General features: G+C 71.2%; 12 protein-coding genes. 10 read left to right on the top strand and 2 right to left on the bottom strand.

The genetic code is table 11. The features are described 5' to 3' along the window. Positions 1 to 128: 128 nt before the first annotated feature. Together ftsH and folE are read left to right on the top strand one after the other, a co-directional pair. Positions 129 to 2,159: an ATP-dependent zinc metalloprotease FtsH gene (gene ftsH / locus AAC944_RS20690; RefSeq protein ID WP_051872226.1), complete on the top strand. Its 2,031-nt coding sequence runs from the start codon at positions 129 to 131 to the stop codon at positions 2,157 to 2,159. Positions 2,160 to 2,346: 187 nt separating this feature from the next. After that, positions 2,347 to 2,952, top strand: a complete 606-nt coding sequence (gene folE / locus AAC944_RS20695) for a GTP cyclohydrolase I FolE (protein ID WP_030621754.1) — start codon at positions 2,347 to 2,349, stop codon at positions 2,950 to 2,952. A gap of 241 nt (positions 2,953 to 3,193) precedes the next feature. Here folE and AAC944_RS20700 read toward each other — a convergent pair whose 3' ends face one another. Continuing rightward, a complete protein-coding gene (locus AAC944_RS20700; RefSeq protein WP_030621752.1) occupies positions 3,194 to 4,312 on the bottom strand; it encodes an alpha/beta hydrolase in 1,119 nt (372 codons plus the stop codon). Positions 4,313 to 4,459: 147 nt separating this feature from the next. Between AAC944_RS20700 and AAC944_RS20705 the strand changes: the two genes are divergently transcribed. The 6 genes from AAC944_RS20705 to AAC944_RS20730 all read left to right on the top strand — a co-directional run bounded on the left by AAC944_RS20705 (position 4,460) and on the right by AAC944_RS20730 (position 9,832). Next, complete coding sequence (locus AAC944_RS20705; protein ID WP_030621750.1) at positions 4,460 to 6,304, top strand: phosphatidylglycerol lysyltransferase domain-containing protein; 1,845 nt, start codon at positions 4,460 to 4,462, stop codon at positions 6,302 to 6,304. A 153-nt stretch (positions 6,305 to 6,457) separates the two neighbouring features. Beyond that, on the top strand, positions 6,458 to 7,339 hold the full coding sequence (gene folP / locus AAC944_RS20710; protein ID WP_196943228.1) for a dihydropteroate synthase: 882 nt from the start codon (positions 6,458 to 6,460) through the stop codon (positions 7,337 to 7,339). A 139-nt stretch (positions 7,340 to 7,478) separates the two neighbouring features. Further along, positions 7,479 to 7,967: a nuclear transport factor 2 family protein gene (locus tag AAC944_RS20715; protein WP_030621746.1), complete on the top strand. Its 489-nt coding sequence runs from the start codon at positions 7,479 to 7,481 to the stop codon at positions 7,965 to 7,967. 317 nt (positions 7,968 to 8,284) lie between these two features. Continuing rightward, positions 8,285 to 8,644, top strand: a complete 360-nt coding sequence (gene folB, locus AAC944_RS20720) for a dihydroneopterin aldolase (RefSeq protein WP_030260356.1) — start codon at positions 8,285 to 8,287, stop codon at positions 8,642 to 8,644. Further along, positions 8,641 to 9,234: a 2-amino-4-hydroxy-6-hydroxymethyldihydropteridine diphosphokinase gene (gene folK, locus AAC944_RS20725; protein WP_030621744.1), complete on the top strand. Its 594-nt coding sequence runs from the start codon at positions 8,641 to 8,643 to the stop codon at positions 9,232 to 9,234. The genes folB and folK overlap by 4 nt, the downstream gene beginning before the upstream one ends. A gap of 115 nt (positions 9,235 to 9,349) precedes the next feature. After that, positions 9,350 to 9,832 (top strand): DUF3180 domain-containing protein, encoded by a 483-nt coding sequence (locus AAC944_RS20730; protein ID WP_030621742.1) that lies wholly within the window; start codon positions 9,350 to 9,352, stop codon positions 9,830 to 9,832. Positions 9,833 to 9,902: 70 nt separating this feature from the next. On the opposite strand, the gene AAC944_RS20735 is transcribed toward AAC944_RS20730, so the two are convergent. Continuing rightward, positions 9,903 to 11,066 (bottom strand): betaine/proline/choline family ABC transporter ATP-binding protein, encoded by a 1,164-nt coding sequence (locus AAC944_RS20735; protein ID WP_030621741.1) that lies wholly within the window; start codon positions 11,064 to 11,066, stop codon positions 9,903 to 9,905. 159 nt (positions 11,067 to 11,225) lie between these two features. On the opposite strand from AAC944_RS20735, the gene AAC944_RS20740 reads away from it, so the two are divergent. Further along, on the top strand, positions 11,226 to 12,014 hold the full coding sequence (locus tag AAC944_RS20740) for an ABC transporter permease (protein ID WP_051872225.1): 789 nt from the start codon (positions 11,226 to 11,228) through the stop codon (positions 12,012 to 12,014). 3 nt (positions 12,015 to 12,017) lie between these two features. Continuing rightward, complete coding sequence (locus AAC944_RS20745) at positions 12,018 to 12,764, top strand: ABC transporter permease (protein WP_030621737.1); 747 nt, start codon at positions 12,018 to 12,020, stop codon at positions 12,762 to 12,764. The last annotated feature ends 2 nt before the right edge of the window (positions 12,765 to 12,766 follow it).

Below are 12,766 nucleotides of genomic sequence, written 5' to 3' on the forward strand. Positions count from 1 at the left end.
ATGCTGGGGTACCGTCCGAAGGTCAGTCTTTTTCGGGCCAGTAATACACCGTACGCACGACCAGACCTCCCCGAGGGCTGGAGTGCCTCACTGTGGCAGGAGGGACGGGGCCTCAAGGCTCCGTATGGATGGACGTGAAGCGATACTTCCGTGGGCCGGTCATGTGGATCGTGCTGGCCGTCCTCGCCGTGGTCGTGTTGATGCAGGTCGTCAGTTCGTCCGGCGGCTACAAGACGGTGGACACCGGTCAGGTCGTCAAGGCGATCACTGACAACAAGGTCAAGTCCGCCGAGCTGACCACCGGCGACGAAATGAAGATCAAGGTCGAGCTCTCCGACGGCAAGGTCGAGGGTTCCGACAAGATCCAGTCGAGCTACATCGGCGACCAGGGCGTCGAGCTCGCCAAGACCCTGCAGGCCAAGTACCAGACGGGCGACATCAAGGACGGGTACACCGTCTCGCCGCAGAAGCAGAGCCCCTTCGTGGGCATGCTGCTCTCGCTGCTGCCGTTCGTCCTGATCGTCGTCGTCTTCCTGTTCCTGATGAATCAGATGCAGGGCGGCGGCTCCCGGGTCATGAACTTCGGCAAGTCCAAGGCGAAGCTCATCACCAAGGACACCCCCAAGACGACGTTCTCGGACGTCGCGGGGTCGGACGAGGCCGTCGAGGAACTCCACGAGATCAAGGAGTTCCTGCAGGAGCCGGCGAAGTTCCAGGCCGTCGGTGCCAAGATTCCCAAGGGCGTGCTGCTGTACGGCCCGCCCGGTACGGGCAAGACGCTCCTCGCGCGCGCCGTCGCGGGCGAGGCGGGCGTGCCCTTCTACTCGATCTCCGGCTCCGACTTCGTCGAGATGTTCGTGGGTGTCGGCGCCTCGCGTGTCCGTGACCTCTTCGAGCAGGCCAAGGCGAACGCTCCGGCGATCGTCTTCGTCGACGAGATCGACGCCGTCGGCCGGCACCGTGGTGCGGGTCTCGGTGGTGGCCACGACGAGCGCGAGCAGACGCTGAACCAGCTGCTCGTCGAGATGGACGGCTTCGACGTGAAGGGCGGCGTCATCCTGATCGCCGCCACGAACCGGCCCGACATCCTGGACCCGGCGCTGCTGCGTCCGGGCCGCTTCGACCGGCAGATCGCCGTCGACCGCCCCGACATGCAGGGCCGTCTGGAGATCCTCAAGGTCCACCAGAAGGGCAAGCCGGTCGCCCCGGACGTCGATCTGGGCGCGGTCGCGCGCCGTACGCCGGGCTTCACGGGTGCGGACCTGTCGAACGTGCTGAACGAGGCCGCCCTGCTGACGGCTCGCAGCGACAAGAAGCTGATCGACAACCACTTCCTGGACGAGGCGATCGACCGGGTCGTGGCCGGACCGCAGAAGCGGACCCGGATCATGTCGGACAAGGAGAAGAAGATCACCGCGTACCACGAGGGCGGACACGCCCTGGTCGCGGCGGCCTCACCGAACTCCGACCCGGTCCACAAGATCACGATCCTGTCCCGCGGCCGCGCGCTCGGCTACACGATGGTGCTCCCGGACGAGGACAAGTACTCCACCACGCGCAACGAGATGCTCGACCAGCTGGCGTACATGCTGGGCGGCCGCGCGGCGGAGGAGCTGGTCTTCCACGACCCGACGACGGGTGCGGCGAACGACATCGAGAAGGCGACCGCCACGGCCCGCGCGATGGTCACGCAGTACGGCATGACCGAGCGGCTCGGCGCGATCAAGTTCGGCTCCGACAACTCCGAGCCCTTCCTGGGCCGCGAGATGTCCCACCAGCGTGACTACTCCGAAGAGGTCGCAGCGCTGGTGGACGAGGAGGTCAAGAAGCTGATCGAGACCGCGCACAACGAGGCGTGGGAGATCCTGGTCGAGAACCGCGACGTCCTGGACAACCTCGTCCTGGCCCTCCTGGAGAAGGAGACCCTGGGCAAGGAGGAGATCGCGGAGATCTTCAAGCACATCGTGAAGCGCCCGTCCCGCCCCGCGTGGACCGGCTCCTCGCGGCGTACGCCGTCCACCCGCCCGCCGGTGCTCGCACCCAAGGAGCTGGCCGCGGCCAACGGCTCGACGGCCGTGACGCCGACCGTCTCCACGGAGAAGGCCGAGCTGCCGGAGGACTCCGGCAGCGGCGGCAGCTCCGGCAGCGGCGAGGCCTGACCGGTTGGCCGGTCACCACGGTGGCCGGCTCGCCGACCGCCACGGTGACCGGTCTGCCGACCGCCACGGTGACCGGCCCGCCGGGTGTCACACCGGCCCCGGAATGAATGCCGCGCCCCCCAGGTTCTAGCCTGGGGGGCGCGGCATTCCGCGTTCGTAGCGGAATGGAGAAGGAACGAGGCACCAGATGACCGACCCGGTGACGCTGGACGGCGACGGCACGATCGGCGAGTACGACGAGAAGCGTGCCGCGGACGCCGTGCGTGAACTTCTGATCGCGGTCGGCGAGGACCCGGACCGTGAAGGCCTGCTGGAGACGCCGGCGCGGGTGGCGCGGGCGTACCGGGAAATATTCGCGGGCCTGTGGCAGAAGCCGGAGGACGTCCTGACGACGACCTTCGACCTCGGTCACGACGAGATGGTGCTGGTCAAGGACATCGAGGTGATGTCCTGCTGTGAGCACCACCTGGTGCCGTTCGTCGGCGTCGCGCACGTCGGCTACATCCCGTCGTCCGACGGGAAGATCACGGGGCTCTCGAAGCTGGCCCGGCTGGTCGATGTCTATGCCCGCCGTCCGCAGGTCCAGGAGCGGCTGACCACGCAGATCGCCGACTCGCTGATGGAGATCCTGGAGCCGCGCGGGGTGATCGTCGTGGTCGAGTGCGAGCACATGTGCATGACTATGCGGGGAGTGCGTAAGCCGGGCGCAAAGACGACTACGTCGGCTGTGCGCGGACAGTTGCGGGACGCGGCTACGCGCGCTGAAGCGATGAGTCTGATCCTGGCTCGCTGAGGGTTCGCTCCGCGGGGTCGCTCCGCGGGGTCGCTCCGCGGGGGGTTTCGTACGTTGCCGGGGGCGGCGCCGTTGCGCCTGCGGCGGGCTGTGCCGCTGCGCGGGGCTTGGCGTTACGGGGACGGGCCTCCGCGGCAGGGGGTCCGGACTGCTTCGCTTCACGTCCGGACCCCCTACCGCTCCGGCCCGTCCCCTCCCGTCGGTGGTGGGTGGAAAGACGTGGTGGGGGCTGAGCTGATCGTCATGCGCTCAGGCGGGTGCTCAGCCAGGTCAGGGCCGGGGGGATTTCTCGGCGCCAGGTGTTGAAGTTGTGGCCGCCGCTGTCCAGGACTATCGAGGAGATCCGGGTGGGGGCCTTGGTGCCCCGTATGAAGCGCATCGTGTCGGTGTAGTTGGTCTCGCCCTGCTTGCTGGTGGTGACCAGGAGGTTCACCGGCGGGGGCGGTAGGTGGCGCTGGCGCCACAGGAGGTCGTTCTCGCGCTGCAGCTGGGGGTCGCCGGCGAAGAGGTCGCCGGTGGTGGGGTCCAGCGGGGCCTTGTAGTAGCCGGAGAGCGCGGCGCCCGCCGAGAAGGCCTCCGGGTGGCGCATGGTCATCTTGAGTGCGCAGTAGCCGCCGGTGGAGTCGCCGATGATGCCCCAGTTACGGGCCTGTGTGCCGGTCCGGTAGTGGGCTGCTATGTCTGCGCGGAGTTCCCTGGTGAAGAAGGTCTCGGTCTGCGGGCCGTTCGGTATGTCCATGCACTCCGTGTCGCGGGGCGGGGCGACCGTGGGGCGCATCATGACCAGGATCGTCGGCTGCATCTTTCCCTGGGCGACCAGGCGGCGTTCCGTTTGCGGGTAGTGCAGTTTGGCGTAGAGGGCTTCGGCGGTGCCGGGGTAGCCGGTGAGGACGACGGCTGTGGGGAAACGTCTCTTCGCGTACCGGGGATGGAAGTACTCCGGCGGCAGGTACACGTACGCCGGGCTCGTGATGCCCGTTTCTTCGCCCCGTACGAGGACCTTGTCCAGGCGGCCGGCGACGTCGGCGCGCCGGTTGTCGTGCGGCAGGCCGGTGCGCTGGACGCCCTGCCGTCCGAGGTCCGTGCCGTTCCGGCCGGTCGGGTGGTCGACCACGACACCGGCCTCGGTCTCCTGGCCGAACAGGTCGGCCCAGGACGCGTAGAAGCCGAAGGCGTTGTTGACCACGAGGCCGACCGAGGCGAAAAGGGTCAGCTGGGTCGCCAGCAGCAGGCCGATCCGGCCGGTCACGGCGCGCCAGGTACGGCCTGCGAGGCGCGGCCAGAGCAGCACGGTGGAGGCGAAGAGCGCCACCGCGGCCAGCACGGTGAGCAGCAGAACGGTCTTACTGGTGAGATCCATGTCCACTTCCTGACGGGCGGCCGGACGGCCGGACCGCTTGATGGAACCCGGGGCCCTGAAGCGCCGTCCTACTGGGCGCGAATTGTCCAGGTAACTGCTCCGCGTTCTGAAGACCAGGCGACCTGAGGAGCGGGCGACGGGAAAGTGATGTCTGACAGGCTAGAGGGCGAAAAGTCCGGAGTGGTTGCGTGGCGTCGCGCACGTTGGGTGCGGGGGCCGCGCCCGGAGTCGGTGCCCACGGCCGTCGGTACGGCCTGCACGCTGATCGGTCTGCTCGACGTGGCGTCCGGGGTGTTCCCGCGCTTCCGGCACAGCCGCATGCACGCACTGGCGGAGGTGCTGCCGGGGGCGGTGAGCCCGCTGGCCGCGGCCGCTTCGATCGTGGTGGGCCTGGTGCTCCTGCTGCTGGCGCACGGTCTGAAGCGGCGCAAGCGGCGGGTGTGGGTCGCGGCCGTCGCGCTGCTCCCGGTGGGGGCCGTGGCGCAGTTCGCGTACCGCCACTCCGTCTTCGGCGCGGTGCTCTCCCTGGCGCTGCTGGCCTACCTCGTACGGCACCGGCGTGAGTTCGCCGCGCTGCCGGACCCGCGCAGCCGCTGGAAGGCGCTGCTGAACTTCGTCGTGCTCGGCGGCGTGAGCGTCGCGCTGGGCATGGTGATCGTCAACTCCCATCCGCACCGCACCGTCGGCGACCCGTCGGTGCGGGCGGAGCTGGAGCACGTCGTGGTCGGGCTGTTCGGCTTCGAGGGCCCGGTGGCGTTCACCCACCACGTCGACTACACCGTCGGCTACTCCCTGGGCGCGCTCGGCCTGCTGACGCTGATCACCACCGCGTACCTCGCGTTCCGGCCCGAGCGGCCCGTCGCGCGGCTCACCGAGGAGGACGAGGACCGGCTGCGGGCGCTGCTGGCCAAGCACGGCCGCCGGGACTCGCTCGGGCACTTCGCGCTCCGCCGCGACAAGGGGGCGGTCTTCTCGCCCAGCGGCAAGGCGGCGGTCTGCTACCGCGTGGTCTCCGGGGTGATGCTGGCCAGCGGTGACCCCATCGGCGACGTCGAGGCGTGGCCCGGTGCGATCGAGCGCTTCATGGAGGAGGCCAGGGCGCACTCCTGGACGCCCGCGGTGATGGGCTGTTCGGAGACCGGCGGCGAGGTGTGGACCCGGGAGACCGGGCTGGACGCGCTGGAGCTGGGCGACGAGGCCATCGTGGACGTGGCGGACTTCACGCTCTCCGGGCGCGCGATGCGCAACGTACGGCAGATGGTCAAGCGCATCGAGCGCAACGGGTACGAGACCAAGGTGCGCCGGGTGGCCGAGCTGTCCCCGGAGGAGCTCCAGGCGGTCCAGCGGGCCGCCGAGGACTGGCGGGGGACCGACACCGAGCGCGGTTTCTCGATGGCGCTGGGCCGGATCGGCGACCCCAGGGACGGCGACGCGGTGATCGCCACGGCGCACCGCGCGCCCGAGGAGGGCGAGGCGCCGGGCCCGTACGGGGACCTGAAGGCCGTACTGCACTTCGTGCCGTGGGGAGCGGACGGCATGTCGCTGGATCTGATGCGGCGCGACCGCAGCGCGGACCCCGGCATGAACGAGCTGCTGATCGTCGCGGCCCTGCAGGCGGCGCCGAAGCTGGACGTGGAGCGGGTGTCGCTGAACTTCGCGATGTTCCGCTCGGCGCTGGCCCGTGGCGAGAAGCTGGGTGCGGGGCCGGTGCTGCGGACGTGGCGCGGACTGCTGGTGTTCCTCTCGCGGTGGTTCCAGATCGAATCGCTGTACAAGTTCAACGCCAAGTTCCAGCCCCGCTGGGAGCCGCGCTTCGTGGTCTTCCGCAACACCCGCGACCTGCCGCGGATCGGCTTCGCGGCGATGCAGGCCGAGGGGTTCGTCCAGCTGGGGCTGCCCCTGCTGCGCCGGCGGCGTGCCGAGCCCGTGGCGCGTCCGTGCGTGCATCAGCACACGGCGCTGCGCGGCGCGTCGGTCGAGCGGGCCGCCTGAGACCGGGGCGGGCACGGTGACGTCCGGGAACGGCCGCTCGGAGCGCGCACGGGAGCGGACACAGGCGTACAGATGTGCCTATACGTCCGCGTTCGCCCAGGTACGAGGGGTGCGCGGGGCGAGGAGACCGGCCACAGCGCCTAGGCTGGAAGTATGAGTAGCTTGCGTGGCCGGGTGGCCGGTCTGCCCGAATGGGACCGGTGCGCGGTCATGGGCGTGGTCAACGTGACCCCTGACTCGTTCTCCGACGGTGGCGACTGGTTCGACACCGAGCTCGCGGTCAAGCACGGGCTGGACCTGGTGGCCCAGGGGGCCGACCTGGTGGACGTGGGCGGCGAGTCGACCCGGCCCGGCGCCGCGCGGGTGGACGAGGCCGAGGAGCTGCGCCGGGTGATCCCGGTCGTACGGGAGCTGGCCGCGGCCGGCGTGGTGGTCTCCGTCGACACGATGCGGGCGTCCGTCGCCGAGCGGTCGCTGGAAGCCGGCGCGCACCTGGTCAACGACGTCAGCGCGGGCGCCGCCGACCCGGCGATGATCCCGGTGGTGGCCGCGGCGAACGCGCCGTTCGTGGTGATGCACTGGCGCGGCCAGTCCGTGGACATGAACGACCGGGCGGTCTACGGCGACGTCGTCGGGGAGGTCGTGACCGAGCTGCGCGCCGGCATGGACCGGGCGGTGTCCGGCGGTATCGACCCGGAGCGCATCGTGATCGATCCCGGGCTGGGCTTCGCGAAGGCGGCCGAGCACGACCTCGCGCTGATCGCGGGCCTGGACCGGCTGCACGAGCTGGGCCGCCCGCTGCTGGTGGCCGCCTCGCGGAAACGGTTCCTGGGGCGGGTGCTGGCCGGTTCCGGCGCCTCGGCCTCGGTGCCGCCGGCCCGGGAGCGGGACGCGGCGACGGCGGCGGTCACCGCCCTGTCGGCGCGCGAGGGGGCCTGGGCGGTGCGCGTGCACGAAGTGCGGGCGAGCGCCGACGCGGTACGGGTGGCCCGGGCCGTGGAGGCCGCTCGTTCCGGGGACCCGGGCCCGGCGTAGAAGGGGGCCCGGCAGGGCACAGGGCAGCCAGGCGGCGCACGGGACGCCCGGTGCCCGCCGCGCAGGCAGGACGGCGTGCACATGCCTGCGCACGGCCGGTAGCACGCACGAGGATCACGACGGGAGCGGTGTGAGCGGATTGAGCCCACGTACGGACATCGAGCTGGTGGAACAGGCCAACACCGCGTTCTACGAGGCCATCGAGCGCGGTGATCACGAAGCGATGTCCGAGCTGTGGCTGGACGGCCAGGTCAGTGTCGTGCATCCTGGCTGGCCGGTGCTGCGCGGCCGCAGCGAAGTGCTGCGCTCCTATGCGCTGATCATGGCGAACACCGAGTACATCCAGTTCTTCCTCACCGATGTGGAGATCGACGTGGTGGCCGACACCGCGCTCGTGACCTGCACGGAGAACATCCTCAGCGGTGGCCCCGCCGAGGAGGACGGCTCGGTGGGCCCGCTGATCGGCCAGCTGGTGGTGGCGACCAACGTCTTCCGGCGCACGGAGGACGGCTGGCGGGTGTGGTCGCACCACGGGTCGCCGGTGCTGGCGGACCGGGACGACGAGGACGACGAGGACGGCCCCGACGACGATGACGACGGCGTGGGCGGTCTGCCGGGCGGTCTGTGAGGCCGGCCACGGAGCAGTCCGTGCACCGCGTTGACGTGCGCGTACACCGTGGCCCGCAGGTCAGCGGCCGGGGTCAGCGGGGTGACCGGGGGAGCACTCGTTCGAGCCAAGTCGTACCCGGGTAGGGGTGGGCCGAAGGACCCCGGGGTAAGTGGCCGCGCGGACGGGGACCCGGCTGTGCGGGGCGCTTGTTCATGGCACCCGTGAGCGAGCACTGTCAGTGTTCGCAGGTAAATTCGATGACCGGGCGGTTCCGGACGGTGTCCGGAGCGTGTCCGGTAATCCGACGATCAGTGGTACCAGTGGGAGTGATTCGCGTGGACCGTGTCGCGCTGCGCGGGCTGAAGGCCCGGGGACACCACGGGGTGTTCGCCCAGGAACGCGAGGCGGGCCAGGCGTTCGTCGTGGACCTGGTGCTCGGTCTGGACACCCGTCCCGCGGCGGCGACCGACGACCTCGCGAAGACCGTGCACTACGGAATCGTGGCGGAGGAGGTCGTGGCGATCGTCGAGGGCGAGCCGGTCGACCTCATCGAGACGCTCGCGGAGCGGATCGCCGCCCAGTGCCTGAAGCACCAGGGGGTGGAGGAGGTCGAGGTCGTCGTCCACAAGCCCGACGCCCCGATCACGGTCCCCTTTGACGACGTGACCATCACCATCACCCGGAGCCGAGTATGACCAGCAGTGACCCGACCGTACAGCCGGTGCCCGCTTCCGTGGTGGAGCAGGTCGACGCGGCGGACGTGACGCTCACCAACCCCAAACGCGCCGTGATCTCCCTCGGGAGCAACCTCGGCAACCGCCTGGAGACGCTCCAGGGGGCCGTCGACGCCCTGGAGGACACCCCGGGCGTGCGCGTGAAGGCCGTCTCGCCGGTGTACGAGACCGAGCCGTGGGGCGTCGAGCCGGGCTCCCAGCCGACGTACTTCAACGCCGTGGTGATCATCAAGACGACGCTGCCGCCGGACTCGCTCCTGGAGCGCGGCCATGCGATCGAGGAGGCGTTCGAGCGGGTCCGTGACGAGCGCTGGGGCCCGCGCACGATCGACGTGGACATCGTCGCCTACCAGGACGTCGTCTCCCAGGACCCGGTGCTGACCCTGCCGCACCCGCGCGCCCACGAGCGCGCCTTCGTCCTCGTGCCGTGGCACGACATCGACCCCGAGGCCAAGGTGCCCGGACACGGTCCGGTGGCGGAGCTGCTGGAGGACCTGGGCCGGGACGGCGTCGCCGCCCGTGCGGACCTGGAACTCCGACTGCCCGAGTGATCGTTGTCCGTGCGGCCCGTGAGGGCCGCCGGAGGGATGATGGTCCGGTGGACATGAAGGCCGCCGCGCCCGCGCGGCGCGTGCGGCCAGGACGGTGTGAGGGGCGAAGAGCTCGGTGAAGCAGCTACGGATCAAAGTGCTGGTCGGGCTGTTCGTGGTGGCGGGCGTGCCGGCCTGGGCCGGCGCCCGGCTGTGGGACGCGCTGGGCAGCCTGCCCAGCGTGCCGCTGGCCGCTCCGGTCGTGCTGGCGCTGATCGCCGCCGTGCTCGCGGCGACGGCCCTGTCGCTGCGCAGCCGCCTGAAGGCCCAGCGCGAGCGGGTACCGGGCGCCAAGGGTGTCGAGCCGATGATGGCGGCCAGGGCCGTGCTCTTCGGCCAGGCGAGCGCGCTGGTCGCCGCGCTCGTGAGCGGCTTGTACGGCGGCGTCGCGGTCTTCCTGCTGACCTCGGGCTCGGCGGCCCAGGGACGTACGGATCAGACGGTGTACGCCGGCCTGTCGGTGCTCGCCGGCGCGGCCGTGGTCGCGGCCGCGGTCTTCCTGGAGCGCGTCTGCAAGCTCCCGGACGATGACGACGAGGCGGGCGTGGCGGCGGCCTGAAGGGGCGGCCGGACGGGCCGCGCGAGGCGTGGCCGGACGGGGCCGGTGCGCCGGCGCCCGGCCCCGGCCCTCACGCGTCCAGGATCGTCTGCAGGTCCACGTCCGCGCGGGGGATGTTGGCCGCGTCCGCCGTGGTCGAGCGGCGCAGCGCCTCGTGGAGCCGGCCCGGCGTGAGGACGCCGAGGAAGCGGTCGCCGTCCAGGACCGCGATCCAGCCCGCGTCGTGCTGCAGCATCGTGCTGAACGCCTGCTTCAGCGGCGCCCCGACCGGCAGCCAGGCCTCCATGCGCCGCGCGTGCCCGCGTACCGTGCCGTCGTCCGGCGCCTGCGCCAGGGTTTCGGCGGCGACCCAGCCGTGCAGCCGGTCCTCGTTGTCCAGGACGACCGCCCAGCGGGCGCCGTCCGCCGTCATGCCCGCCAGCGCGCTGCCCACCGGGTCGTCCAGGTGGATCACCGGCGGCTGTTCCAGGTCCCCGGTCTCGATCGGCGTGACGGACAGCCGCTTCAGGCCCCGGTCGGCGCCCACGAACTCCGCTACGTACGGTGTCGCCGGCGCGCCCAGCACCGTCGCCGGGGTGTCGAACTGTTCGATGCGTCCGGACCCGTAGACGGCGATGCGGTCCCCGAGCCGTACCGCCTCCTCGATGTCGTGCGTCACGAAGAGGACCGTCTTGTGCAGCGAGGACTGCAGGCGCAGGAACTCCGTCTGCAGGTGCTCGCGGACGACCGGATCCACCGCGCCGAACGGTTCGTCCATGAGCAGTACGGGCGGATCGGCGGCGAGCGCGCGGGCCACGCCGACGCGCTGGCGCTGGCCGCCGGAGAGCTGTTCGGGGTAGCGCGAGCCGTGGACGGACGGGTCCAGGCCGACCAGGTCGAGGAGTTCGGCGGCCCGGGCGCGGGCCTCCTTGCGGGGCCGGCCGAGCAGGTGCGGGACCGTGGCGGTGTTGTCCAGCACGGTCCTGTGCGGGAAGAGGCCGATCTGCTGGATGACGTAGCCGATGCGCCGCCGCAGCTCGACCGGGTCGACGGTGGCGATGTCGGCGCCGTCCAGGAAGATGCGCCCCTCGGTGGGCTCGATGAGCCGGTTGACCATCTTCATCGTCGTGGTCTTGCCGCAGCCGGACGGGCCGACGAGCGTGACGAGCTCGCCCTCCGCGACCTCGAAGGAGAGGTCGTCGACGGCGGTGGTGCCGTCCGCGTAACGCTTGGTGACGTGCTCGAAACGGATCATGCTTCCCCATTGTCGTCGGTCCGCCCGGGGCGGGATGAACGGGATGTTGCGAGTGAATGGCGGTCCGGGCCGATTGTCGGTGGCGGGGGATAGGGTCGCAGACAGTCACCGGATTTGTGAGTGAGCGGACGGGGGAGGTGACGTGGCGTGAGCACGCCCATGAGTACGTATCCGAGCACGGCCCTGAGCCAGGCGGCGGGCCCGCGGAACTGTCTGCAGGCCAACGACTGGATCTGCGGTGAGTACATCCGCAGCCGTGGCCAGGAGCTGGTGGACGCCACCGTCCAGCACGTCTGGATCACGGCCGCCTCGGTGGCCGTCGGACTGCTGATCGCCTTCCCGCTGGCGCTGCTCGCCCGGCAGCGGCGCGGCGCGGCCGGGCCGGTGCTCGGCCTCACGACGCTGCTGTACACGATCCCGTCGCTGGCCATGTTCGCGCTGCTGACCCCGGTGTTCGGGGTCTCGGCCGCGGTCGTCGTGACGGGCCTGGTGCTCTATTCGCTGACCATCCTGGTGCGCAACATACTCGCGGGGCTGCAGGCGGTCCCGGAGGAGGTGCGCGAGGCGGCCCGCGGGATGGGGTACGGCCCGCTGCGCCTGCTCTTCCAGGTCGAACTGCCCTTGGCGCTGCCCGCGCTGATGGCCGGGCTGCGGATCGCCACGGTCTCCACGGTGGCGATGACGACGATCGGCGCGGTCGTCGGCTTCGGCGGCCTGGGCAACCTCATCGACAGCGGGATGCAGGGCTTCTTCAAGGCGGAGGTGCTGACCGCCTCGGTGCTGTGCGTGCTGCTGGCCCTGGTCGCGGATCTGCTGCTGGTGGGCCTGCAGCGGGCGCTGACGCCGTGGACCCGGGCCGGCCGGGCGGGCGCCGGACGGCCGGGTGCGGGCGGCAAGGGGACCGGACGGACGCGGCGGTACGGGCGTGAGCGGAAGGCGGTGGCCTGAGCGGTGGACGCGATCACAGGTGCGTGGGACTGGCTCGGCTCCGCGGCCAACTGGGCCGGGGAGGACGGCGTCTGGCACCGCCTCGGCCAGCATCTGCAGCTCAGCGTGGTGTGCCTGGTCATCTCCTGTCTGCTGGCGCTGCCGGTGGCGGTGTATCTGGGACACCTCGGCAAGGGCGGCGCGCTGGCGGTCAACCTCGCCAACATCGGCCGCGCGGTGCCGACCTTCGCGGTGCTGGTGCTGCTGACGCTCAGTCCGCTGGGCAAGGCGGGGGACTGGCCGACGATCGTGGCGCTGGTGCTGTTCGCGGTGCCGCCGCTGCTGACCAATGCGTACGTCGGGATGCGGGAGGCCGACCGCGATGTGGTGGAGGCGGCCCGGGGGATGGGCATGTCCGGCTCGCAACTGCTGTTCCGGGTCGAGCTGCCGCTCGCGTACCCGTTGATCATGACGGGGCTGCGGTCGGCGTCGGTGCAGGTGGTGGCGACGGTGACGCTGGCCGCGCTGGCCGGCGGCGGTGGTCTCGGCCGGATCATCACGGCGGGCTTCGGCAATTACGACACCCCGCAGGTGGTGGCGGGCGCGGTGCTGGTCGCCGGGCTGGCGCTGCTCGTGGAGGCGGTGCTGGTGGTGGCGGAGCGGCTGTGCGATCCCTCGCGGGGGCGGCGTCGGCGGGCGCGCGTCGGCATCCGCGGGGGCGATGCGCCCGCGGCGGGCGGGTCCGCCGCGCGCGGCGTTCGGGCGCGGTGACG

The sequence above is a fragment of the Streptomyces sclerotialus genome (genome assembly GCF_040907265.1).
Taxonomy (GTDB): domain Bacteria; phylum Actinomycetota; class Actinomycetes; order Streptomycetales; family Streptomycetaceae; genus Streptomyces; species Streptomyces sclerotialus.